The sequence below is a fragment of the Sorangium sp. So ce385 genome (genome assembly GCF_051474135.1).
Taxonomy (GTDB): domain Bacteria; phylum Myxococcota_A; class Polyangia; order Polyangiales; family Polyangiaceae; genus Sorangium; species Sorangium cellulosum_D.
The window spans coordinates 13,974,437-13,999,341 of the sequence record NZ_CP150337.1 but is presented as its reverse complement, the minus strand read 5'-3'; the positions used below and the strand labels follow the sequence as shown (position 1 = coordinate 13,999,341).

The 24,905-nt window shown below is 71.5% G+C and carries 15 protein-coding genes; 7 read left to right on the top strand and 8 right to left on the bottom strand.

The features are described from left to right. Positions 1 to 16: 16 nt before the first annotated feature. The gene (locus WME83_RS51270; RefSeq protein WP_437317011.1) at positions 17 to 1,012 is read right to left on the bottom strand and encodes a LysR substrate-binding domain-containing protein; all 996 of its coding nucleotides are present in this window, start codon (positions 1,010 to 1,012) and stop codon (positions 17 to 19) included. An 86-nt stretch (positions 1,013 to 1,098) separates the two neighbouring features. On the opposite strand from WME83_RS51270, the gene WME83_RS51265 reads away from it, so the two are divergent. From WME83_RS51265 to WME83_RS51255, 3 genes are all read left to right on the top strand, one after another. Further along, positions 1,099 to 1,920, top strand: a complete 822-nt coding sequence (locus tag WME83_RS51265; RefSeq protein WP_437317010.1) for an arylamine N-acetyltransferase family protein — start codon at positions 1,099 to 1,101, stop codon at positions 1,918 to 1,920. A 167-nt stretch (positions 1,921 to 2,087) separates the two neighbouring features. Then, the gene (locus WME83_RS51260; protein ID WP_437317009.1) at positions 2,088 to 2,279 is read left to right on the top strand and encodes a hypothetical protein; all 192 of its coding nucleotides are present in this window, start codon (positions 2,088 to 2,090) and stop codon (positions 2,277 to 2,279) included. 139 nt (positions 2,280 to 2,418) lie between these two features. Next, on the top strand, positions 2,419 to 7,536 hold the full coding sequence (locus WME83_RS51255) for an AAA family ATPase (RefSeq protein WP_437317008.1): 5,118 nt from the start codon (positions 2,419 to 2,421) through the stop codon (positions 7,534 to 7,536). A gap of 69 nt (positions 7,537 to 7,605) precedes the next feature. Here WME83_RS51255 and WME83_RS51250 read toward each other — a convergent pair whose 3' ends face one another. The 3 genes from WME83_RS51250 to fumC all read right to left on the bottom strand — a co-directional run bounded on the left by WME83_RS51250 (position 7,606) and on the right by fumC (position 14,306). Next, the gene (locus tag WME83_RS51250; RefSeq protein ID WP_437317007.1) at positions 7,606 to 11,169 is read right to left on the bottom strand and encodes a PHP domain-containing protein; all 3,564 of its coding nucleotides are present in this window, start codon (positions 11,167 to 11,169) and stop codon (positions 7,606 to 7,608) included. Between the two features lie 9 nt (positions 11,170 to 11,178). Continuing rightward, complete coding sequence (locus tag WME83_RS51245; RefSeq protein ID WP_437317006.1) at positions 11,179 to 12,720, bottom strand: porin; 1,542 nt, start codon at positions 12,718 to 12,720, stop codon at positions 11,179 to 11,181. A 185-nt stretch (positions 12,721 to 12,905) separates the two neighbouring features. Continuing rightward, the gene (gene fumC, locus WME83_RS51240) at positions 12,906 to 14,306 is read right to left on the bottom strand and encodes a class II fumarate hydratase (protein WP_437317005.1); all 1,401 of its coding nucleotides are present in this window, start codon (positions 14,304 to 14,306) and stop codon (positions 12,906 to 12,908) included. 192 nt (positions 14,307 to 14,498) lie between these two features. On the opposite strand from fumC, the gene WME83_RS51235 reads away from it, so the two are divergent. Further along, a complete protein-coding gene (locus tag WME83_RS51235; protein ID WP_437317004.1) occupies positions 14,499 to 15,491 on the top strand; it encodes a fatty acid desaturase family protein in 993 nt (330 codons plus the stop codon). A 136-nt stretch (positions 15,492 to 15,627) separates the two neighbouring features. Here WME83_RS51235 and WME83_RS51230 read toward each other — a convergent pair whose 3' ends face one another. From WME83_RS51230 to WME83_RS51220, 3 genes are all read right to left on the bottom strand, one after another. After that, positions 15,628 to 16,599, bottom strand: a complete 972-nt coding sequence (locus tag WME83_RS51230) for a trypsin-like serine peptidase (RefSeq protein WP_437317003.1) — start codon at positions 16,597 to 16,599, stop codon at positions 15,628 to 15,630. Between the two features lie 158 nt (positions 16,600 to 16,757). Further along, positions 16,758 to 17,066 (bottom strand): hypothetical protein, encoded by a 309-nt coding sequence (locus WME83_RS51225; RefSeq protein ID WP_437317002.1) that lies wholly within the window; start codon positions 17,064 to 17,066, stop codon positions 16,758 to 16,760. 324 nt (positions 17,067 to 17,390) lie between these two features. Next, positions 17,391 to 17,966 (bottom strand): TetR family transcriptional regulator, encoded by a 576-nt coding sequence (locus WME83_RS51220; protein ID WP_437317001.1) that lies wholly within the window; start codon positions 17,964 to 17,966, stop codon positions 17,391 to 17,393. A 316-nt stretch (positions 17,967 to 18,282) separates the two neighbouring features. Between WME83_RS51220 and WME83_RS51215 the strand changes: the two genes are divergently transcribed. The 3 genes from WME83_RS51215 (at position 18,283) to WME83_RS51205 (ending at position 22,285) form a co-directional block, all read left to right on the top strand. After that, positions 18,283 to 19,377: an NADH:flavin oxidoreductase gene (locus tag WME83_RS51215; RefSeq protein ID WP_437317000.1), complete on the top strand. Its 1,095-nt coding sequence runs from the start codon at positions 18,283 to 18,285 to the stop codon at positions 19,375 to 19,377. 8 nt (positions 19,378 to 19,385) lie between these two features. Next, positions 19,386 to 20,237, top strand: a complete 852-nt coding sequence (locus WME83_RS51210; RefSeq protein ID WP_437316999.1) for a ketopantoate reductase family protein — start codon at positions 19,386 to 19,388, stop codon at positions 20,235 to 20,237. 206 nt (positions 20,238 to 20,443) lie between these two features. After that, positions 20,444 to 22,285 carry a sigma 54-interacting transcriptional regulator gene (locus WME83_RS51205; protein WP_437316998.1) on the top strand — a complete coding sequence of 614 codons (1,842 nt, stop codon included), beginning with the start codon at positions 20,444 to 20,446 and terminating at the stop codon, positions 22,283 to 22,285. A 45-nt stretch (positions 22,286 to 22,330) separates the two neighbouring features. On the opposite strand, the gene WME83_RS51200 is transcribed toward WME83_RS51205, so the two are convergent. Continuing rightward, a complete protein-coding gene (locus WME83_RS51200; protein WP_437316997.1) occupies positions 22,331 to 24,661 on the bottom strand; it encodes a LamG-like jellyroll fold domain-containing protein in 2,331 nt (776 codons plus the stop codon). Positions 24,662 to 24,905: the final 244 nt, after the last annotated feature.

Sequence of the window (24,905 nt, the reverse complement as noted above, 5' to 3'; positions counted from 1 at the left end):
GACAGAGAAGAGGTTTTTATCCCTCTTCTCTTCCCTCTGTGTCCTTTGTGCCTCTGCGGTTCCTTCTCTCGCGAACCGGGGAAGATCTGCTTGAGCCGGAAGTCGAGGTCCCGCGCTCCACGAGCCGCGGGATCTCGACCGCAAAGAAGTCCGCGAGCGCGCGCACCGCCGGGAGCTCGCCGCGGCGCGAGGGCATCAGCATCGTCACGCGGTGATCGCCGACTTGCCACTCGGGCAGCACGCGCCGCAGCTCCCCCCGCGCGCGCTCGTCGCCGCACGAGTACTCGGGCAGCGCGGCGATGCCGAGGCCCGCCACCGCCGCGCCCAGGAGCGTCACGGAGTCGTCGGTGCGCAGGCGCGGCACGAACGGGACCTCCTCGGTCGCCTCGCCGGAGCGCAACCGCCAGACCGCGCGTGAGCTCGGCCCGCCGAGCAGCAGCCCGGGATGCGCGCGGAGCTCGCCCGGCGTCGCGGGCGCGCCGCGCGCGTCGAGGTAGCGCGGCGCGGCCATGAGCACCCACGGCGTCGGCGAGAGCAGCCGCTGCACGAGCCCGGTGTCGGGCAGCGGGCCGCCATAGCCGCGGAGCGCGAGGTCGAAGCGCTCCTCGACCAGATCGACGAGGCGATTCGTCGCGTGGAGGAACACGTCCACCTTCGGATGACGCACCATGAAGCGCGGCAAGAGCGGCGCGACGAGGTGCTTGCTCATGCCGATCGAGCAGGTGAGCCGGATCATCCCGCTGGGCTCCGCGACGCGGCGGCGCGCCACGCTCTCGACGGCGTCCGCCGCGACGCGCATCGCGCGCGCGTGCTCGAGCACCTCTTCGCCCACGTCGGTGATGATGAACTTGCGCGAGGTGCGCTGGACGAGCCGCACCCCGAGCCGCTCCTCGAGGAGCTGGAGACGCCGGCTCAGGCTGGACTTGGGCACGCCGAGCGCGCGCCCCGCCGCCGACAGCCCGCCGTGCTCCGCGATCCGCACGAACAGCGCGAGGTCGTCCCATTCGTCCATCGCCCGGACGATCGTACCACCTGGTGGACGATCCGTTCAAATGGAGGCCTCTACCGGCCAGATCGTCCACGTAGCAGGATGGTCGCATGAACGATCCTTCCCTGCTCGACGCCTACCTCGCGCGCATCGGCTACGACGGCCCCCGCGCGCCAACGCTGGACACGCTGCGCGCCGTCCACGCCCTGCATCCGCGCGCGATCCCGTTCGAGAACCTCGACCCGTGGTCGGGGCGGCGCGTCGACCTCTCCCCCGCGGCGCTCGAACGCAAGCTCGTGCGCGGCCGCCGCGGCGGGTACTGCTACGAGCAGAACGGGCTGCTCGCGCACGCGCTGCGCGCGCTCGGGTTCGAGGTGCGCGGGCTCGCGGCGCGCGTGCGGTGGAACGTGCCCGAGGGAGAGACCAGGCCGCGAAGCCACATGCTGCTCCGCGTCGAGCTGGCGGAGGGGACGTACCTCGCCGACGTCGGGTTCGGGGTGCTCGCGCCGGTCGCGCCGCTCAAGCTGGTGCACGACGTCGAGCAGGAGACGCCGCTCGAGACCTTCCGGTTGCGCGGAGAGGACGGCGGTCAGGCGCTCGAGGTGAAGTCGGGTGAGGCCTGGCGCGCGCTCTACTGGTTCGATCTCACCGAGCAGCTCCCCGCCGACTACGACCTGTTCAACTGGTGGGTCTCGACGAACCCCGAGTCGCTCTTCGTGCGGAGCCTGGTCGTGGCGCGACCGACCGCCGAAGGCCGCGTCACGCTGTTCGATCGCGAGCTCACGTACCGGCGCCGCGACGGAGGCGTCGAGCAGCGCACGCTCGCGAGCGCGGGCGCGCTGCGCGAGGTGCTCGAGGGGGAGTTCGGGCTCGACCTTTCAGGCCTGGACGGCATCCACGAGGCCTTGCGCCGGCTCGCGTCGCCCGGGTGAAGCGAGCGGGAGAGGAGAGATTTAACGCAAAGGCGCAAAGGCGCAAAGGCGCAAGAAGAGACAGAGAGAAAGTGAGGAGCGCTCAATCCTCTCCTCTCTTTCTTGCGCCTTGGCACCCCCGAGCCGCGCCACCCTTCTCGTGGCGGAGGAAGCTGCACTACAAGAACGTGGGCGAGCTCGACGTCCATGTGCTGGATCCGAGGACCGGCGTGCGCGGGTCGCTCGACCTCGAGGCGTGGCTCACCGACCGCCAGCTCGGGGAGATGAGCACGCGCCCCGACATGGTCGTCGTCCAGGTGAGCCGACCGCCGGAGCTCGACCTGCCCGGCGCACAAGATGCGCTGGACGCGAGAGCGTGACCCGGCACACATCGATTCTTCATCACGTGCGTTCTTAGCGCGATCCCGACGAAGATTGTTCTATATTCATGCTCTCGGCTCGTGATCGACCAGACGAAACAGAGTGTCAGGGCCATCACGAGATCGAGCACATGCACGTATGGGCACCACAGCGTCGATCGATTTGCCAGGAGTTGTTGTCGAGCAGCTGATCCACGAAGGTAGCAAGACCCATGTGTACCGCGGCCGCCGCACCGCGGACCAGCGGCCGGTCGTCATCAAGACGCTGAAGGGCGAGCACCCGAGCGTCCGCGATCTCGCCCTGTTGCGGCACGAGTTCGGTCTGCTCCGCGATCTGGACCTCGATGCCGTGGTGCGGGTGTGCTCGCTCGAGAGGACCCGCGGCGGCCTCGCCCTCGTCACGGAGGCGGTCGAGGGCACGACCCTGAGGGCGCTCCTCCACGATCGCCGGCTGGATCTGCGCACGGCGCTGGCGCTCTCGGTCGCCATTGCCGACGCCATCGGCGCGGTGCACCGCTGTCACATCACGCACAAGGACATCAATCCCAGGAATATCATCATCAGCTCGGACCTACGCCGAGCCACGCTCATCGATTTCGGCGCCGCGTCGCGGCTCCAGCAGGAATTCCAGCAGCCGACCTCGGTCTCCACCCTGCAAGGGACGCTCGCGTACATATCGCCCGAGCAGACCGGACGCATGAACAGGGGCATCGACTACCGCGCGGATCTCTACTCGTTCGGCGTCACCCTGTACGAGATGCTGACCGGCGCGCTGCCGTTCTCGGACGCCGATCCCATGGACCTCCTCTACAGCCACATCGCGCGGCCGCCCGTGCCGCCGCACGAGCGCCGCGGGGACGTGCCTCAGCCGGTGTCCGAGATCGTCATGAAGCTCCTCGCCAAGGCCCCCGAGGACCGGTACCAGAGCGCGTACGGCGTCAAGGCCGACCTCGCGGAGTGCCTGCGCTCCCTCGAGCAGACGGGCCGGGTGCATCCCTTCTCGATCGGGCGGAGCGATCGCAGCTACGAGCTGCGCGTCCCGCAGAAGATCTACGGCCGGGACGTGGAGCGGCACCGGCTCCTCGCCGCCTTCGAGCGGGTCCGAGGCGGCGCGGCGGAGCTCGTGCTCGTCGCCGGATACTCCGGCGTCGGCAAGAGCGCGCTGGTCCACGAGAGCTACAAAGCGATCGCCAGGGTCGGGGGGCACTTCGCGCACGGGAAATTCGACCAGCTGAACCGCGGCGTGCCCTGCGCCTCGATCGTCCAGGCGTTCAGGGGCCTCGTGCAGCAGATCCTCTCCGAGCCGACCGAGGCGCTGTCCCGCTTGAGAGCAGAGCTCGACGCGGCGCTCGGCGCGAGCGCCGGGGTTCTGATCGAGCTCATCCCCGAGCTCGCGCTCATCATCGGCGACGCGCCCCCGGTCGCGGCGCTCGGCCCCTCCGAGTCGCAGAACCGGTTCGACATGGTTTTCCGGAGCCTCCTCGGCGTGCTCGCCGCCCCGTCGCACCCGCTGGTCCTGTTCCTCGACGACCTGCAATGGGCAGATCCGGCGTCGCTCCGGCTGCTGCGTCTCCTGCTCACCGACCCCGACACGAGCCACCTCCTGGTCGTCGGGGCGTACCGCGATAACGAGGTGAGCCCGGCGCACCCGCTCATCATCACCCTCGACGCCGTACGCGCCGCGGGCGCGGCGGTGACGGACATCCCCCTCGCGCCGCTCTCGCCGGAGGACGTTACGGCGCTCGTCTCGGACGCCCTGGGCCGCGCGGCGCAGGACGTCGCGCAGCTCGCCGAGCTCATTCACGGGAAGACGCAGGGCAACCCGTTCTTCATCGGGCAGTTTCTGCGGATGTTGAGCGACGACGGGCTCCTCCGCTGCGAGCCGGAGACCGGCAGATGGACCTGGAGCCTCGCGGCCATCGAATCGCGCGCCGTGACGGACAACGTCGTCGATTTCATGCTCGCCAAGCTGCAGAGGCTCTCGCCGCCCACCCAGCGCGCCCTGAAGCTCGCGGCGTGCATCGGGCACAGGTTCGACCTGCGCACGCTCGCGACGATCTCCGAGCAGACCGCCGCGCAGGTGGCGCAGGACCTGTGGGAGGCCATGCAGGAAGGGGTCCTGCTCCCCATCGACGCAGACTACCGGCTCGTCCAGCCGGGAGAGCCATCCCAGGGCGATCCCGCGAGCGAGGCGTCGCTGGCCGTCTCCTACCAGTTCTTGCACGATCGCGTCCAGCAGGCGGCGTACGCCTTCATCGCGGACGAGCACAAGCGCGCTGCCCACCTGCGCGTCGGCCGCCTGATGCTGGCCAGTCAGCACGGCGAGGCGCCGGAAGAGCAGCTCTTCGATATCGTGAACCACCTGAACTACGGCGCCCCCCTCGTCTCCGATCCCGGCGAGCGCGAGCTGCTCGGGCGCCTGAACCTGCGCGCCGGGAGGAAGGCCAAGAGCGCGACCGCCTATGGGGCCGCGGCGGAGTACTTCAGCGCCGGACGGAGCGCGATCGGAGACGACGTCGCCTCCGGGGATCGCGCGCTGCGCTGGGCGCTCACGGTGGAGGCGGCCGAGTGCGAGTACCTGTGCGGCCGCTTCGCCGAGGCAGAGGCGCTGTTCCAGCGCCTGCTCGACACGGCGCGGTCCAACCTCGATCGGGCGCGGGTCCAGAGCCTGCGGATGAAGCTCTATCAGGTGGCCGGCCGCTACGACGAGGGCGTCACGGTGGGACAGGAGGCGCTGCGCCTGTTCGGCGTCGAGATCCCCGGGGCCAGCGAGGAGATCGGCGCCGCCGTCTCGGCCGAGATCGCGCAGATCCCCGAGAGCATGGCGGGCAGGAGCATCGAGGACATCCTGCACGCGCCGCTGCTCGCCGATGAGCACATCCGCGCGATCATCGACCTGCTCGCCGACTGCGCCCCCTGCGCGTACATCGGGCGGCCGGGCGTGTTCCCGCTCATCGCGCTGAAGATGCTCAACCTGTCGCTGCGGCACGGCAACACCGAGTCGTCGTGCTTCGCGTACAGCGTGTACGGGCTGATGCTGGTCTCGGCGTTCGGCGATATCCCCTCTGGATTCCGCTTCTCGGAGATGTCGATACGGCTGAACGAGAAGCTCGGAGACATCTCGCTGCGCGGGACGCTGCTGCACCTCCACGGCGATCACATCAACTTCTGGGTCCAGCACATCCGGAACGACCTGCCCATCCTGGAGAGGGCGTTCCTCGCCTGCCTCGAGGCCGGCGATCTGGTGTACGCGAGTTACCTGGCCTTCGAGACCGTCTGGCAGGTGTACGAGAAGGGCGACCCGCTGGAGGAGGTCCATCGCGTCGCCGAGCGCTTCGCGTCGTTCGCGCGAAAGACAGGCAACCGCGCCGTCCTCGAGACCATTCGGCTGGAGCAGCAATTCCTGCGCAATCTGAAGGGGCTCACCGCGGACGACGTCTCGCTGAGCGAGGAGGGCTTCCCCGAGGAGGAGTGCCTGGCCGCCCTCACCCGGGCGAGCTTCGGGTGCGGTATCGCCTTTTATCACATCATCCGGCTCATCCTGCTCTACGCCCACGGCCGGCCCGATGCGGCGCTCGCTGCCGCGGAGGCTGCGCGCCCGGTCCTCGGGGCCGTCATGGCGATGCCGATCGAGGCGACATACCACTTCTATCTCGCGCTCACGCTCGTCGCGCTCGGCGAGCGCGACGAGCGCGAGCGCGAGCGGCACGCCGAGGCGCTCTCCGCGTCGCTCAAGAAGCTCGAGCTCTGGGCGACCCAGTGCCCTGACAACTTCCGCGCGAAGCACCTCCTGGTGCTCGGCGAGATGGCGCGCGCCTCCGGCCGCGACGCCGAGGCGATGGAGCTCTACGACGACGCCATCGACGCCGCCCGTCAGAGCGAGTTCATCCAGTACGAAGCGCTCGCGTCGGAGCTGGCCGGGCTGTACTACGCCCGCAAGGGCCGGCGGCGCATCGCGGCGCTCTACCTGAACGCGGCGATGCACGCCTACCGGCAGTGGGGGGCCGAGCGAAAGGCCGCGGCGCTGATCCGGCAGCACGGGCTCGACGCGCTCCCCGCGGATAGAGCGCCCGCGGCGGAGCGCGATCAGGCCATCTCCAGATCGAGCACCATCTCGGTGAACCACCCGCTCCTCAACAAGCTCGTCGACGTCGCGGCGGTGCTGCAGGCGACGCACGCGATCTCCAGCGAGCTCGTGCTCGGGAAGGCGCTCGATCGCGTGATGCGCGCCGTCCTCTCGAGCGCCGGCGGCCAGCGCGGCTATCTGGTGCTCGCGCGCGAGGACCGGCTGGTCATCGAGGCGGCCATCACGATCGACCCCGAATCGGTCGAGGTGGAGCTCCGGCGTCCGCTGGAGGAGTCCTCGGATCTGCCGATCAGCGTCGTGCACTACGTGGCGCGCACGCGAGAGCTCGTCATCCTGGACGGCGCCGAGGGGAGCCCTCGCTTCGCGGCGGATCCTTACCTCGCCGCGCGCCGGCCGAAATCGGTGATGGGGCTTCCGCTCATCCACCAGAACCGGCTCACGGGCGTGCTGTACGTGGAGAACGCGCTCGCGAGCGGCGCCTTCACCCCGGAGCAAACCGAGCTGCTCCGCCTGCTGGGCGCGCAGATCGCAGCGGCGCTCGAGAACGCGCTGCTCTACAGCCGCCTGCAGGAGATCTCCGAGGGACATCGCGCCATGAGCGACCGGCTCGAGAGCGAGGTGCAGCGGCGCACCGAGGAGCTCTGCTCGGTCAACGAACGCCTGTCGCAGAAGGCGGACGAGCTGAACCAGGCCAATGAGCGGCTGCTCGAAGAGCTCCGCGAGCGCGAGCGCGCCGAACGGGCCCGGGCGGCCCTCCAGGAGGAGATCATCGAGGTGCAGCGCCTGCGCCTCTCGGAGATGGCGACGCCCATCATCCCCATCACCGATCGCGTCCTGGTCATGCCGCTCATCGGAACGATGGACGCGGCGCGCGCCGCCCAGGTGCTGGAGGCGACCCTCGCCGGCGTCCAGCGCCACAACCCGTCCGTGGTGATCATCGACATCACCGGCCTGAAGCACGTCGACGCCGGGGTCGCCGACACGCTGATCCGCACCGCCTCGGCGCTGCGGCTGCTCGGCGCGCGGGCGATCTTGACGGGGATGCAGCCGGAGGTCGCCCGCGCGCTCGTGCAGGGCGGGATCGACCTTCGCGGCATCGTCACCCGCTCGACGCTGCAGAGCGCCGTGGCCCACGCGCTCGCGCCGTCCAGCGCCGGACCGGTCCACTGAGCCTGCGGCGCGCTCCGCGTCGCCCTCGCGCGGTGAGGCGTGCGCGGCCGCGCGCCCGTCGCGCGGCCGCTACCGCGACGCCTGCTCGTCCTCGCAGCGGCCCAGCACGAAGATCCCGCACACCCGCTCCTCCAGCAAGCACTCCTGCCCTTTCGGGCACTGCGACGGGTCGATCACGCTCGGATCGCAGGGCCTCGCGCAGAACGGAGGCGGGCCGCGCGGGGCGTCGTAAACGCCGTTGCCGTCCCGGTCCAGGAAGATGGGGTTCGTGACCGCATACGGCGCCACCGGGTACCAGTCGGGGACCGGCGGAGACGCCGTGAAGAACCGCGAGAGCGCCTCGACCTGCGTGAACGCGAGGCTCGCCACGCGCGGCAGCTGCAGCTCGCCGAACGACACCGGCAGCGCGACCGGCGTGAGGAGGTTCTCGTCGCGCAACCCCATCGCCACCACCACGACCCAGCCGTCCGACGCCGGCGCCGGCAGCTCGAGCCGCTCGTCGACGTCCACGATCGCCGACGGGCCCGCCGTGGGCTCGAGCACCCGGACCAGCCGGCCGCTCACGTACACCTCGACGCGATCCACGCCGAACCAGCTCGCCGTCTCGATCCGCAGATCGAGCGGCACCGTGTCGCCCTCGATCCGCGCCACCCCGCCGTACGTCGCGCCGCCCACGCCCGCGCGGACGAACGGGCCGTACGTCGCGAACGCGCTGCCCGCGCGCAGCGCGCCGGTGACCCCGCCCAGATCGACCGCCGCGGGCAGGTCGGTCGGCGAGCGGAAATAGGTGCGCGGAAACCCCGGCTCCGGCGACGCGCCGTGGCTGTCGCTGCTCCCGAGCTGCGTCGGCGAGAAGCCGTGGTCGAGGTAGCGGAACAGATCGTCGACCTGGCCCGCATGGAATGTGCACGGCCGATCCGCGTCCTCCTCCGGGACCGCGCCCCCCTCGCCGACAAGGCAGAGCGCCTCCCCCTCGGCTGCCGTCCGGTCGAACCCCCAGATCGCGTCCTGCTCCTCGGGCGTCCTCGTCAGGATCCGCTTCGTGACCTGCCAGGCGAGCGCCGAGCGGGCGCGCTGCTGGCACACCGCGTACCGCTCGCCGGGCAGGCACGCCGGCAGCTCCACGGGGATCCCGCCGCACGCCGCGGCGAGCGACGCCTCGTCCCGCGCGGCGTCGATCCGGGACAGGCAGCGGTTGAAATCGACCACCTCCTGCACCGTGGGGGTCCGGAGCAGATCGAACCGCTTCGCGTTGAAGACCTCCATCGCGTCGAAATCGCAGCTGCCCGCCTGGAACAGCGGGTTGCCCTTCTCGAGCGTGGGGATCGTCCGGTCCAGCGTGAACGGGTCGACGCCGAGCTGGTCGATGTACCCGATGAACCCGTCGCGCGGGTGCGCCACGATCACGAGCGCGTCCTCGCCGTCCGCCGCCGTGCCGCGGACGCCGTCGATCACGCCCCCGCCCGGGCGGCAGACCCAGTCGAAGACGCCGTGATCCGGCACCGCGAGCTCGTCGTAACGGAGCGGGAAGCCGATGAAATGGCCGAGCTCGAGCGTCGAGACCTCGGCGCCGACCGCCGTCTTCAAGAGCGGCTCGAGCCCCAGCTGCCGCACCGCCGGCTCGAGATCGGTGTGCACGTCGTGATCGGTCGCCACCGCGACCTCGAGCCCCTCGACGACCGCCGAGGTCACCCGCTCCTCGAGCGGCATGCCGCTGTCGAAGCTCGCGCGCTGGTGCAGGTGCATGTCGATCGACATCCAGCCCGTCGAGTCGACCTCGCGCGGCACGACCGCCTCGATCCGCCGCATCTCCCCGGCGCGCACCTCGAGGTCCGGGACCTCGAACCGGCCGAACTCGGGCCCGCGCGTGACGAGCACGCGGTAGCGGCCCGGCTCGATCTCGACCGAGCCCTCGCCCGTCGCCGAGCGCTCGATCTGCCGGACGCCGCTGCCGAGGCGGCCGTGGCCGAGGTAGACCCGCCGCGTCCCGTCGCCCTCGCGCGGCCGCCCCGCGGCGTCGAGCGCGACGAACGTCAGCTTGGCCGGCGAGAGCCGGCCGCCCTCGTCGACGACCCGGTACGCGATCCGCGCGGGGCTCGGCAGCTCCGCCGCGACCGACACCGTCGCCCCCGCGCCGAGCGCCACGCGGATCGGCGCGGACACCGCCGCGCCGCCCGGGCTCTCCGCGACGAGCAGGTAGCCGCCGGGCTCGATCCGCGCGCGGAAATCGCCGTCCTCCACCGGATCGAGCCCGAGGTCGGCGTCGATGGAGCTGACGAGCCCCACGTCGCCCGAGCGCGCGAGGCTCGCCTCGACCAGCTCATCGACGGTCGCGAAGCGCGCGGCGGGGTCGGGGTCGCGGAAGACGTGGACGCGCGCGTTCGGCACGGGCTCGCCGGTCGACCGCCAGAGGACCGCGCCCTCGATCGCGCCCGTCGGCGCGCCGCGGGCGCCGTAGACCACCTCGGCGACGCTCGCGATGTCGCCCTCGCCCACGGCGAAGTAACGCTCGTAGGTGAACGACCGCTTGTGGTCGCACGCCTCGTCGTCGTCGCCCGCGGCGAGGCAGCTCTTGCCGGCGCTCAGGAAGGCGGTCGCCGCGCTCGTGAAGACGGGCACGTTGACCGTGGAGGGCGGGTCGCCCGGCCGCGCCTTGGTGAAGTAGCCGTAGCTGACGTCGCCGCCCGCCGCGGCCACGAAGTCGAAGCTGAGCGGCCGCTGGAAGGTGTCCCGGCCGGAGAAGAGGGCGTCGAACACCGCCTTCTCCTCGTCGAACCCGATGCCGGGGCCGAAGATGTCGTTCTGGTTGCCGAAGAAGACGAAATCGCCGGCGACGATGCCGCCCTTCCGCTCGGGATCCTGGTCGCGGACGTCGCCGAGGATGCCCCGGAAGATGTCCGACGGCCCCGCGTAGTTGTCGAGCGAGAGCGGCTCGCCGCAGGCGCACGTGGGGCAGCCGTCCTCGCCCGCCGCGAGGCCGTTCTCGCACTCGAGCGCGCAGGCGCCGACGCTCGGGCACCCCACCGCCCTGTCCGGCAGGAGCAGCGTCGTGCGGATCGTGACGAACCGCTCGCCCGGGCGAAGGATGTAGTCGGTGCGGAAGCGCATCTCCGGCTTCAGGCCGTCGAACAGGAGGCCGAGCAGGTCCTCCTGGGTCTTCAGCACGCCGAGCGCGTGGAAGAGGAACCCGCCGTCGCCCTCGACGCGGACGATCGCCTCCTGCCCGTCGGAGCCGTCCTTCGCCACGAAGACCTCGGTGGCGCCCGGATCCGGCACGAGCAGGTTGGCCACCGGGAACGACTCGGCGAAGCGATCGCGCCCCGACGCGCTCGCGAAGCGCGGATCGGGGCGGCGCAGGTCGGCGTCGACCAGCGAGCCGCCGTAGACGCCCGGCCCCGGCGAGTGGCGCGCCCCGAGGATCGCGACCCGGATCTCGTCGTTTTCCAGAAGGAAATCGCCGACATCGGCCATCGCCACCGGCCCGCCGACGAGCTCGAACCGGTTCTCGATCGGCTTGGCGCGCAGGAGGTTCGGCGCGTCGCAGCCGGCCAGGCCGATCAGGCCGGCGAGGCCGGCGAGGCCGAGGGCGGAGCGCGGCGCGAGCAGAACGGGGACGGGGCGGCGGGTTCGCATGGCGGGCCGCTACAGGTTGAGCTGGAGCCCTAGCGCCACGGCGTCGTTGTCGAGCGCGACGCCGTGGATCTCCTGCCGGTGGGTGAAGTCGGCCTGCGCCTTGAGCACGTTGTCGATGAAGTGGTAGCTCGCGCCGGCGGTGAGCGCCCAGCTGTCGGTCTCGTCGTCGAGATCGAGGTTGGGATCGAGCCACTCGAACCGGGCGGTCACGCCGAGCTTGATGCGCCTCACGAAATAGCCCACCTCGCCGACGAGGCCGAGCGAGGTGACCGGGGCGAGCTGGCCGAGCGGCTGCGTCGGGGCGCTCTCGGGGTCGCTCTGGTTCCAGAGGAGCTCGGCGAGCGCGTGCGCGCCGGCGGCCTGGAACAGGACGTCGGCGCCAACGCCGTGGATGTCGCGCGTCCCGCCGTCGCTGAAGAAGTAGCTCGCGCCCGCGCCGAGGCGGGGGCGCGACACGGCGAGGTCCTGCAGCGAGCGCGGGAGGGGGCCGAGCGGCTCGGTGGCGAGGCGGGCGACGTAGGCGACGTGGTCGAAGCGGTTGCCGGAGAGCGCGGCGTTCTCGACGTAGCCGGCGAAGAACTGATCCGAGCGCTGGAAGCCGTTGAAGATGCCGGCGAAGTAGCTGAACGTCCTGTCCCGGAAGTGCCCCTCGACGTGGAGGCCGACCTGGCGGAAGGGCGCCATGGCGCGCACGGCGAACGGCCGCTCGAGGAGCGCGCCCTCGCCGGCGCCCGTCATCGCCGAGCGGCTGAACGGCACGTCGTGCGCGCCGAAATAGAGGTGCGCGAACGGGAAGTGGGCGTAGCCGATCCACGCCTCGGAGAGCCGCGGCGCGCCGTCCGCGCCCGCGGCGAGCTCGCCCGAGACCGCGAACGGCACGTACCCGGCGAGCGTGCCCGCGAAGCCGACGCGGGCGCGCCGGACGCGGAACCCCTGCCCTTCGGCGACGTCGCCCGCCTGGAGGTAGGCGTCGTCGCCGACGTACGGCACGGCCTGCGCCTGCACGAGCACGAGCGGCGAGAGCAGGAGCCGGCCGATGCTGAGCTGGAACGGCGGCCCCGCGGCGCCATCGGACGGCGGCGCGGCGTCGGAGCCGGCGGGCGACGGCGCGGCCGCCGCGCCCGGCGTGGCGGCCACGGCGCCGGCGGGCGGCAGCGCCGCGCCCGCGGGCGGCGGCAAGGCGGCGCCGGCGGGCGGCAAGGCGTCGCCGGCGGGCGGCAGCGCCGCGGCGGCGGGCGGCGCGGCGGCGGGCGGCGCGGCCGCGTCGGGCGGCGTCGCGGGGGCGGCCGACGGCGGGGCGGGCGCGGGGTCGCCGGGGGGCACGACCGAGATGGCGCCGGCGGGCGGCCCCGGCGCGGCGGGCAGCGGCACGGGGAGCGGGTCGGCGGCCGGAGGCTGGACCGGCAGCGGCCGGCTCGGCTGCGCGGCTGCCGGCGGACACCCGAGCGCCGCCGCGGCGACGAAGGCGGCGGTGGCAGCGCCGCCCGAGCGCCGCCTCGCCCTGGACCACCGAGGATCCGCGCCGCGGCGCGTCCATGCGCAAGCTGTCATCGGCCTCCCCTGTCGGCCGGCGGCGAGGGTGGGAATCGCTGCGGAGCTGCAGCGGGCGCCGCTGGCAGGCGCTGTTCGTCTATCGCAGGACGCGACGGGGTGTCAACGCGCGGGCGGGCGCGGGCGCGAGCGCGGCGGCGCGAGGCGCGCGCTCTCCCGCCACGGGCGATCGCCCCGCGCCGCGATCACTCCTTGTCCGCGGACGGACCGATCATGCGCTCCGGCCTCACGACCTCATCGAACGTCCGCGCGTCGAGCAGCCCGAGCGCGAGCGCCGCCTCGCGCAGGGTGGTCCCTTCCGCGTGCGCCTTCTTGGCGATCTTCGCGGCGTTGTCGTAGCCCACGTGCGGGTTGAGCGCGGTCACCAGCATCAGGCTCTCGCGGACGTTGCGGGCGATCCGCTCGCGGTTCGGCGCGATGCCGCGCGCGCAGTGCTCGTCGAACGACGCGCAGCCGTCGGCGAGCAGCCGGATCGACTGCAGCACGTTGTGGATGATGAGCGGCTTGTACACGTTGAGCTCGAAATTGCCGCTCGCCCCGCCGACTCCGACCGCGACGTCGTTGCCGAGCACCTGCGCGCAGAGCATCGTCATCGCCTCGGCCTGGGTGGGGTTCACCTTGCCCGGCATGATCGAGCTGCCCGGCTCGTTCTCGGGGAGGGTGATCTCGCCGATGCCGCAGCGCGGCCCGCTCGCGAGCCAGCGGACGTCGTTCGCGATCTTGATCAGGCTGCAGGCGAGCGTCTTCAGGGCGCCGTGCGCCGCCACGAGCGCGTCGTGCGACGCGAGCGCCTGGAACTTGTTCGGCGCGGTGACGAACGGCGCCCCGGTGAGCTCGGCGATCTTCGCCGCGACGCGCGCCGGGAACTCCGGGTGGGCGTTCAGCCCCGTCCCGACCGCCGTGCCCCCGAGCGCGAGCTCATGCAGCGGCGGCAGCGCCCGCTCGATCGCGGCGATGCCGGCGTCGAGCTGCGCGACGTAGCCGGAGAACTCCTGCCCCAGCGTCAGCGGCGTCGCGTCCTGCAGGTGCGTGCGGCCGATCTTGACGATGTCCGCGAACGCCGCGCTCTTCTGCGCCAGGGTGTCGCGGAGCCGCCGGACCTCCGGGAGCAGGCGGCGCTCGATCTGGAGCGCGGCGACGACGTGCATGGCCGTCGGGAACACGTCGTTCGAGCTCTGGGACCGGTTCACGTCGTCGTTCGGGTGGATCGGCGACTTCGAGCCCATCGCGCCGCCGCTGAGCTCGATCGCTCGGTTCCCGATGACCTCGTTCACGTTCATGTTGGTCTGGGTGCCGCTGCCCGTCTGCCAGACGACGAGCGGGAAGTGGTCGTCGAGCTTGCCCGCGATCACCTCGTCGGCCGCCGCGACGATGAGCCCGCATTTGTCCGCTGGCAGGAGCCCGAGGTCGCGGTTGACGAGCGCCGCGGCCTTCTTGACCGTGGCGAGCGCGGCGATCATCTCCCGCGGGAAGCGCTCGCCGCCGATCCGGAAGTTCTCCAGGGATCGCTGCGTCTGCGCCCCCCAGTAGCGGTCGGCCTGCACCTCGATCGGCCCGAAGCTGTCCTTTTCGATGCGAGTCCCCATCGCCGCGTCTTAGCGGCAGTGGGCGCGCCCCTCAAGCGGCGCGACCCCCGGCCCCCGGCGTCCTGCGTAACGGCATTCGCGCCGCGGGGGTGAGCGGGGGTAAAAAGCGGGCGTGCTCTTGTTTTCTCGCCTGTTTTTTGCGAAGTTCCGGGCCGCGCACGCGCGAGAAACACGGAGATCAGTATGGCCGGCATGGACACGGTACCGCGGGAGCTGCTGCAGGCTGCCTACAAGCGCAACCCGATTTACCTGCTCAAGATTCCGCTTCATTTCGGCATCTGGGCCGCGCTCACGTGGGTGCTGTACGCGACGCAGCACCACCCGCTCGCCATCCCGATCGGGATCGTCGTCTCGTTCGCGATTGCCAACCTCGTCCGCGGCCTCGGCGCGGTCGCGCACGACGCCGTCCACGGCAGCTGCTCGCGATCGAAGCTCGTCTCGTACCTCATCGCCCTGGTCTGCTGGGCGCCGACCGGGATGAGCGTGACGCTGTACACGAACTACCACCTTCACCATCACAAGATCGCGAACACGTACCCCGACGTCGACAACTTCGTCGTCACGGACTACACGCGGAACCCCGTCCTCGCGAAGCTCCTGCTCCTCGCGGTCTACACGTTCGCCTACCCGCTGTACTTCCTCGGCTGCATGGCGCGCTACGTGAAGCGGCTGTCGGCGCTCCAGCGCGTCAAGATGAACCTGGAGATCCTCGGCTTCTGGGGCCTCATGGCCTTCTTCTTCTGGATCATGCCGCGGCAGGTGTTCTTCTTCTTCTATGCGCTGCCGTTCATCTTCGGCGCGATCCTCGCCAGCGTGACCTCGATGATCGAGCACTACGAGATGCTCCCCGGGGAGGACGCGTACAGCTCGCGCACGTACGGGACCAGCGCGCACTTCACCAATTTCATCTGGAACAACGTCACGTACCACAACGAGCACCACAAGTTCCCGGGCATCCCGTTCTACAACCTGCGCCGCTTCCACGTGGCGGCGTATCCCTATTACGATGAGCGGGTGAAGTCCGCGTGCCACCCGTCGATCGTCGGCATCGCCCTCGAGCTGTACGGCCGGATCCTGAAGCTCGACATCGCGAAGCTCGACGAGCGCTACCGCGGCCTCAACAAGGAGGCCGAGCGGCAGAAGATGATGGCGATGAACGGCATCCAGCCGGGCGTCACCGCCTGAGCCTCGTTCCCCCTCGACGACGCCCGCGCAGCGCCGGCCGGCTCCGCGTACCGAGGCCGGCACCCCCGCCCGCCTCGAAGGCCCGGTCGGCGCACGAGCCGGGCAAGAGAAGGATCGTCGAGGCGGAGGGGCCGCGCTAAGGCCGGTCTGTAGAGCGGCTGCGCGGCTGTTGGCGGGCGCATGCTCCCTCGGGGACGGAGGCCGCAAACTCGGATGCCCGGGTAACGTCTTCTCCGCGGCAAGGCGACCCCTCGGTCGGGCAGACCTTGGATGCCCAGCAGCCGCTCGCCTCCACGAAATCGGTCTCGCCTCGTACGAGGACGCCTTCGACGAGCCTCGAATTTGCGCCGAGGACCACCGAGCCGGACCCGCCGCCGTAGCTGTCGGTGCTCGCCTTGAAGCAACACGCTGAAGCGTTGTCCAGGACCTCCCCGTGCGCCGCGATCTTGGTGGGCAGGCCCATCGGATTGCCGATGAGGATCAGCTCTTCGTCATCATCGACCTTCCCGGCGCGACGCAAGCGCAGCGGCTCGCGGCCCACGACCGGACGATCGAGGCGCACCACGGCGTAGTCGCCCTGCTCGCCCCGCGCGGCCAGCTTCCGTATGTCACGACAGAGATACACGTCGTCCGGGCCGACCCGGCTCGGATCCCTGCCTGGCCGGTCGTAGCTGGCGCCGAAGACGAAGGCGATGTGCGGGCACACCCCCGGGGCGCTGACACAGTGACCAGCCGTGATCAGCAGGTCGGACGCGACGAGGAACGCGGAGCAGAAGCCGCCGAGGACAGGCTCGTCCTTGAACGGTTCTTCGGGGCAGAGCGGCCTGCCGATCGACTCCATGAAAGCGGAGAGAGCCTCCCCGGCGCCGAGCGCGATCCCGGAGTCTCCGCTCCTGTGGAGCGCAGACCTCGCGACCACGATCGCTGAGGACCGAGCCCAGCCATCGATGGGCGAGCCGACGGGGTAATCGCGCTGTTCCTTGCGATCATCCCGTCCGTAGACGACGCTCGATCCGGCTTCGCCGTAGGTCACCGGCCCCCCATCGTCGGTGCAATGGAGGGCGTCGCAGCAGCAGAGCACGCTATACGCCATCAGGAACGGGCGCATCGGCCTCTACGGCGTTCGACGCGCAGCCCGCGCCGCCACCGCCGCGGGCGGCGGACCTGGGACGGCGAGCGGCGGCCCGGTCGGGGCCGCCGCTCCCGGGTGGGGGCGAGATCGAGGCGAGCGGCCCCCGGCGGGGACACCGGTCTCGAGCGGATTCATCAACCGGTCGGCTCGCACCGCGCGCCGAGCGGGTCCTCCTCATCCCACACACAACCGAACGTGGCGTTGCAAGCATGCGGATCGAAGATGCTGTAACAGCCGGAAACGGGGACGTTGTTCTCGCAGCGACCATCGCGCGCGTCCCAGTGGCAATATCGCCAAGCCTGCGCGCATTTGTCAGGATCGGGCCCGATCTGGTCGCAGATGCTCTTTTCGGAGCCGTCGGCCTCATCTACCGCGGCCTGGTCGGCAGCGAGGGCCGTCGCAGGCGCGAGGAGCGCGACGAATAGCACGATTCGGTTCAACATGTCACACCTCCACAGGCTAGATGGCCGATCGGGGGTGGTCCGATCTGCCCGCGCAGGTATGCGAGAGTCACGCCTGTGACGCTTGTCCCCGGCGTGCACATGCGACGTCCTGAGCCGGTGGGGCGCCGAGGGTCAGGTGAGCCCGGCAGGCCCTCGCGCCCCGAGATCAACGTTGCCCGACCCGGCCAGACGCCCGGGCGGACGGGTCGGTCGCGGCGGACGGGCGGCTCCGCCGGACGGGGGTTCCGGCTTCATCAACGTTGCGCCTCCAGCCCTGATGCGGAGCGTGCCCGCCTCGCCCGACCCCCAGAGGGTCCACGCCCTCTATCGCTTCTTCTCCGCCATCGTCTTCACGATCGCCTCCGCCGCCGCGATCATCGAGCGCCTGAAGGCGTGCAGCCGCTGCTGCGCCGCCGCGCCCCTCGCCGCCGGCTGGCTCGAGGCGAACGTGAACCACGCCATCGGCAGCCCGAGGAGGAGGACGAACAGGTCCTCGGCGCACTGCTTGGAGGTGACCCCGAGCTCGTGGGCCGCGCCGAGCGCGCACACCTTGGCGGCCGCCGCCTCGTGCTCCGCCTCGTCGGGGAGCTCCAGCTGCCTCCACATCATCATCCGCACGCTCTTCGGGTTCTCGACCAGGTGGTCGAAGACGCCGGCGACGAACGCCGGGAGGTCCGACGGGTCGAACGGCACGGCGTCGAACACGCTCTTGCACCGCTCCTCGAGCACGCTGCGGAACAGGTCCTCCTTCGAGCCGAAGTAAGCGTAGATGGCCTGCTTGTTCGCCGACGCCTTGTCGGCGATGCGGTCCACGCGCGCGCCGGCCAGGCCTCGCTCGGCGAACTCGTCGAGCGCGGCGTCGAGGAGCCTCTTCTTGGTCGCCGCCGAATCGTAGGGCATGGGTCGATCCTTCAGGGTGCCCACGCCGGGGCGCGGTGCAAGGGCGCGGGACCGCCGTTCACGAGGACAGTGTAGCGGCAAGCGAGCGGCTTGCGCAGCGACGACGTCTCCCCGCCGCGCGACATCGCCCCGCCCCGTTGACAGGGCCGGGGCCGCTCCCTAGGTTTTCAACCATCCAGTTGGTTTGTTACCCGAATCACGCCGGCCGCGGCGCCGAGGGGCGGTCACGATGGCAGGCGCGGTCGCCGCCGAGGTGCCGGGGCGCAGCTCGAGGCGCGCGACGGCGGCGGCGGGGGACCGGAGGAAGGACGGAGAGATGACGGATCGGGATCCGAACAAGCACGAGGACGTCAGCGCGCTCTTCAGGCCATTTCAGCTGAAGGGGCTGACGCTCGAGAACCGGCTCGTCATGGCGCCCATGACGCGCCAGAAATCGCCGGGGAACGCGCCCGGCGAGCCGAACGTCGCCTATTACGCGCGGCGCGCGGCCGGCGGCGTCGGGCTGATCCTGTCGGAGGGGACGGCCGTGGAGCGGCCGGGCAAGCTCCATCTGCGCGACGTCCCGCATTTCTACGGCGAGCGGGCGCTGGACGGCTGGAAGAAGGTCATCGACGCCGTGCACAGGGAGGGGGGAAAGATGGCTCCCCAGCTGTGGCACGTCGGGCTCGCGCAGCGGAACCCCGACGGCTACGAGGAGCCCGCGGATCTGGAGGGCCCCGCGAACATGTCCCGCGAGGACGTGCAGGCCGCGGTGCGGGCCTACGGCAAGGCGGCGGCGGACGCGAAGCGCCTCGGCTTCGACGCCGTCGAGCTGCACGGCGCCCACGGGTACCTCATCGATCAGTTCTTCTACGAGGTGACGAACCAGCGCACCGACGAGTACGGGGGAAAGACCCTCGGCGAGAGGACACGCTTCGCCGAGGAGGTCCTCAAGGCGGTTCGCGAGGCCGTCGGTCCGGAGATGGTGGTGATCCTCCGCCTCTCGCAGTGGAAGATCGGCGCCTACGATCACAAGATGGCGAAGACGCCGCAGGAGATGGAGCAATGGCTCTTGCCTCTTTCGGAGGCGGGCGTCGATATCTTCCACATGTCCCAGCGGCGTTACTGGGAGCCCGAGTTCGCCGGCTCCGATCTCAACACCGCGGGGTGGGCGAAGAAGATCACCGGGAAGCCCACCATCACCGTGGGCTCCGTCGGGCTGTCGGGGGATCTCTTCGGGAGTATCGCGGGCGAAGCCTCCGTGCCCCAGGGGCTCGGTGAGCTCGTGCGCCGCCTCGAGCGCGGGGATTTCGATCTGGTCGCCGTCGGGCGCTCCCTGCTGAGCGACCCCGCCTGGGTGGAGAAGATCAAGGCGGGGCGCAACGATGAGCTGACCAATTTCACGAGGGAGAGCCTCGGCGTTTACTTCTGAGGTGGATCATGAAGATTGCCATTGTGGGCGCTGGTAGGATCGGAAGCACGTTCGCGTTCCAGCTCGCGCGGGCGGGGCACGAGGTGACGGTGGTCGCTCGTGGGGCGCGGCTCGCGCAGCTGCGGCAGGACGAGGCCATCGTGACCGCCGCGGGGGAGCGCGCCGCGGTGGGCGTGAGCGCCGCGCTCGACCAGGCGGCGGCGTGGGACCTCGTGCTCGTGACGGTGCTCGCGCATCAGGTGGACGAGGTGCTCCCCGCGCTGGCCGCCAGCGCGGCGAAGACGGTGATGTTCATGTTCAACACCTTCGAGCCGCTCGGCCGCCTCCGCGACGCCGTGGGCGCGGCGCGCGTCGCCTTCGGGTTCCCCGCGATCCTGGCGACCCTCGATGACGGCAAGCTGACGTCGAGGATCGTCACCCGAGGCATGGTCACCCCGGTGACGGACGCGGCCTGGGCGAAGGTCTTCACGGACGCGGGCATCCCCGCCGTCGTGGAGCCCGACATGGAGAGCTGGCTGCGCACCCATGCGGCGCTCGTCGCGCCGGTGATGGTCGCCGTCGTCGCCGCGCACGCGCGAAAGGCAGGCGTGTCGTGGGCCGAAGCGATGGACGTGGCGCGCGCCCTGGAGGAGGGGCTCCGCGTGGTGCGCGAGCTCGGAAACACCCTCACGCCGGCGCCGATCGCCGCGCTGAGCCGCTTGCCCACGCCGGCGGCGGCAGCGCTCGTGTGGACGCTCAGCCGCATCGAGGCGATCCGCAAGACGGGCGCCACCGGGCCCGGCGAGCCGCGCGCGCTGATCGACGCGATCGCCGCCGCGGCGCCTGGCCGAACGCCGGCGCTGCTCGCCATCCGGCCCTGACGAGGACGGCGCGCGCAATCGCCCTTCCGCGCATCGAGCCACGTTCGATGGCGCGAAGGGCGCGACGCTCGACCCGCTGGCGAGCCACCGGGCCGTCATCGCTGGACGCCAGCGGCAATCGAGGGGTATTCAAGCCATCATGATCGCGACGGCGGTTTCACGGAGGCGGCGCGCGCGGGAGCCCGCTCGGCGCGGCGGGCGACACGGTGGGTAAGTCGCCCGCGAGCGCGAAGACCGAGAGCCTCCAGCGGGGCGACCTCTCCGGCGGCGAGCTGGATACCGCCGCATATCTCCTCGTGATCGACGGCTCCTCGTCGCGGCGGTGCCCGCTGCCCAGGGAGGGCGTGCTCTTCGTCGGACGCGCCACCGACGCGGAGATCTGCGTCACCGCCGCCGCGGCGTCCCGGCGGCACGCGAAATTCCTCGTCGTGGACGGCGAGGTGCAGCTCATCGACCTGAAGAGCCACAATGGGACGCTCGTCAACGGCGAGCGCCTGGAGGGCTCGCGCCTCCTCTCCTCCGGCGACGTGGTCGCCATCGGCGACGCCCTGCTGATCCTCCGGCGCGAGCCCCGGACGCCGGATCGCGCCACCGTCGACGCGGGCCGCTGGCGCCGGCGCCTCGAGGAAGAGCTCGAGCGCGCAGGCGATTACGGCAGGCCGCTCGCCGTGGCCGCCGTGTCGACCGGCGGCGTCCAGGACAGGGACGCCGTCGGGGTCATGGCCGCGTCGGCGCTGCGGCTCATCGATGTCCTCGCCTGGAGCGGCGGCGCGCAGCTGGTCGTCCTGATGCCCGAGCTCGGCGCCGAGGGGGCGCGCGCGGCGATCCTCGAGCTCCTGGAGACGCTCGCCCCCCTCGCGCCCGGGGCCCGGGGCGGCGTCGCCTCGTACCCGGCCGACGGAGGCGACGCCGAGACGCTCGTCTCCGGCGCCGCCGCGGCGGCCGCGATCGCGGGGCCGGGGGCGGTGGCGCTCGCCGCGGACACCGCCGTCCGGCACCGCGTCGGCGAGCGCGAGGTCGTGCTCGCGGATCCGGCGATGATCCGCGTGTTCGAGCTGATCCGCCGGCTCGCGGCGAGCGATCTCTCGGTGCTCGTCCTCGGCGAGACCGGGGCCGGCAAGGAGAACGCCGCGGCCGCGCTGCACCACTGGTCGGCGCGGGCGAGCAAGCCGATGATCACGCTGAACTGCGCCGCCCTGCCGGAGACGCTCGTCGAGAGCGAGCTGTTCGGGTACGAGCGCGGCGCGTTCTCGGACGCGCGCGCGCCGAAGCCGGGGCTGCTCGAGCGGGCGCACGGGGGCACGGTGTTCCTCGACGAGATCGGCGAGCTGCCGCTCGGCGCGCAGGCCAAGCTGCTGCGCGCGCTCGAGGCGAAGCGGATCACGCGCCTCGGCGACGTGCGGGAGCGCGAGGTCGATTTCCGCATCGTGGCCGCGACGAACCGCGACCTCGAGGCCGAGAGCCGCGCGGGCCGCTTCCGGGAAGACCTGCTCTTCCGGCTGAGCACGGCGGTTGTCGAGCTGCCGCCGCTACGGCACCGCCCGCGCGAGGTCCCGATCCTGGCGCGCCTCTTCCTGGCCGAGGCGCGCGCCCGCGGCGGCAAGGCGCCGGTCGCGCTCTCGGAGGCCGCGCTGTCGACCCTGGCGGCGTATGCGTTCCCGGGCAACGTGCGCGAGCTGAAGAACGCGATGGAGTTCGCGGCGGCCACCGCGGAGGGCGAGGTCGTCGAGCTGTGGAACCTGCCGGATCGCATCGCGGGGCGGGGCGCCGCCGCGCCGGCCGGCGGGGGCGCGTCCGCCGGCGGAGGCACGCCGGCCGGCGGAGGCACGCCGTCGTCTCCGCCGGGCGCGCCCTCGCCGCCGCCGCGCTTCCGGCCGATCGCCGAGGAGCTGAAGGAGCTCGAGCGGCGCCGGATGCAGGAGGCGCTCGAGGCGACGGGCGGGGTGCAGACGCGCGCGGCGGAGCTCATCGGGATGCCGACGCGGACCTTCGTGTTCAAGCTGAAGCAGTACGGCCTCGCGGCGCGCCCGGCGAAGCGGCCGTCCTGAGGGCGCCGGGCCCCCAGCGCGCCGCCTTGCCGGCGTGCGGTCCGCTCACCGCGAGCTCGGCCGGCCGGACAGGGAGACCGGCTGGTCGAAGAGGCTCACCGCCACCTCGTGGGCGCCGATGTCGTAAGCGCCCTCCTGGGGACGCGGGGTGCCGAAGAAGTCCTCCAGGACGTCGGGGAGGAGGGTCCCCTGGTTCCTGGCGGGTGAGCCGCCCTGCAGCCGGAAGTCGTCCGGCTCGGTGCCTGTCTCGTGGACGAGCAGCGGATTGCCGATCACGTCGCTCGCGCTCTGCCCCGAGCCTCCCGGCGAGGAGCTCCCGTTGCCGCCGAACCAGTTGTTGCTGGCGAAGTTGATCCTGACGGTGTGACCGAACCTCGTCAGCGGCTTGTCGCTCCTCAGCTGGTAGAAGATGTTGTTGGCGACCTGCGCTTGCCCGCCCTCGGCGGAGGGCGCGGCGCCCCGGATGCCGAACAGCTCCGAGCCCGCGGCGCACACCACCGTGTTGTTCACGATCCTGGTGCTGCCCATGTCGCTCGGCCCCGTGCCGCTCCACGCGCTCAGCTGGAGGCCGGAGCGGCGGGGGAGCGGCGGGGGGTTGGCGCCGGGGTCGGGGCCGACGACGATGTTGTTCCGGACGACGTTGTTGTCCAGGAGGACGTCGTTCGGGTCCTCGTTCGCGAGCGCGATCCCCGTCGCCGCGGCGGGGACCCGCAGGTCCCCGGCCCACGGGCAGGCCGCGTCGCCGGTCGGCCGCGCGGGGCAGCTCACGCCGTACGGGCAGGAGAGCCGGTGGAACGCCGGCTTGCTCAGCGAGTAGATGAAGTTGCGCTCGACGATCGAGTCGGCGAGGTTGTTGAGGTAGAGGTCGACGCTGTAGTTGTCGTGCAGCACGTTGTCGGCGACGTGGTGGCTCGTCCCGTAGGCGCCGATGCCCTCCCCGAAGTTCTCGAAGATCGTGTTGCCCACGACCTCGTCGTGGCCCCGGGTCAGGTTGACCGCCGACGGCCACCCGCCCTGGTGGCAGATCTGGGCGTTGTTCTCGTTGATCTTCGCGTTGTCGTAAACGACGTTGTTCTCGAACCGCATGTGCGTCGACTCGAGCCCGGGGTACACGGCGCCCTTGAACGAGCCGTGGATCGTGTTCCCCGCGATGCGGATGTGCTTGCCGCTCCTCGTATCGCCGTCGCCCCAGCTCCTGAGGGCGATGGCGATCCCCTTCGCGTTGCGGATCTCGAACCCGAGGATGTCGTAGTACTCTCCTCGGATCTGCAGGAGGGTGTTTCCTCCCTGGCTGCCGTCGAGCACGACCGACTCGCCGGGATAGGGCTGGAGGACGATGTGCTCTTCCTCGGTCCCGACGTTGTCGAGCCTCACCGGGTTCGCGCTGCTGGTAGAGTAGGTGCCGCCGCGGACATAGACCGTATCGCCGATCTCCGCCGCCTGCCCCGCCTTCGCGAGCGTCGCGAAGGGCTTGGCCAGCGTGCCCGGGTTCGTGTCGAGCCCGTTGGTCGCGACATAGTAGGTGTTCCTGGTGAGCGCCTTGACCTGCGCGTCGGTCAGCGGGACATCGTAGAGGCGAACCTCGTCGATCGCGCCCGCGTAGGCGTTCCAGGAGGGGTGGTTGCCGATGACGATGGGGCGCGTGGAGGCCTGCAGCGCCCGGGGCTCCGTCGAGACGGTGGCCGACGCCGCCAGGGCGCCGTTCACGTATAGCGAGACGCGCGTGCCGTCGTAGACCCCCGCCACGTGCGACCACACCCCCGGCGTCGCCGGAGCGGCGACGTCGACCGTCGTGCCCCAGCTGCCGCCGGGGAAGGCGACGCTGAACCGGAACTGGCCGTCCTGGAGGTACAGCGCGTACGAGTCCATCGCGTACCACTTGTTCACGATGGTCCGGAGGCCCGAGGTGCTCGACGGCTTCACCCACGCGGCGGCGGTCATCTGCGTCGTGAAGTGGAAGGCCTCGTGGTCCGGGATCTCGATGCGAGCGTCGGCGCCGTCGAAGGTGGCGCCACGATCGACGCGGCCCGCGCCGCACCCCGCCCCGTTGTGCCTCTCGCCGTGCGCGCCGGTGGCCGATGCGTCGGTCACGACCACGCTCGAGCAATCCTCATCCAGGTGCCATAGCCCGACCGGCGACGGCAGAGGTGCCGCGAGCGGCGCCGAGGCCCCGTCGACAGGCTCGGCCGGTCGCGGCGCGCCCGTGTCCGCGCAGCCCGCCGCGACCGTCGCCGCGAGGGCCATCGTGGCCCGGCGCAGGCGCGATCGCCAGGCCCGCTGCGCGCGGGTCGAGAAGGCGCCGGCGGCGTCCGGCTGGGCCGCGCGCGGCGCGCCGCCGATGTCCCCTGTCCTCGAAGAACCATGTTGTGTACGCATTGCGCTGTCTCGCTGTGATGTGTTGAGCTGCAATCCGCATCCCGTCATGGCAACTCGCGGGCCAGGTCGCGGCGCAGGCGCAGCGCGCGGACGCAGCGCCGACCACGCAGTCGTTGCTCACCGGGCCGCAGAGCGAACGCAAGCCTTGCTCACCTCGGCAAGCGTTGCTCGGCGCCGGCGCGCTCCGCCCGCCGCCCGGCGCGCGGCATGACACGGCGCTCGCGCTCGGCGCCGCGCGGCACGA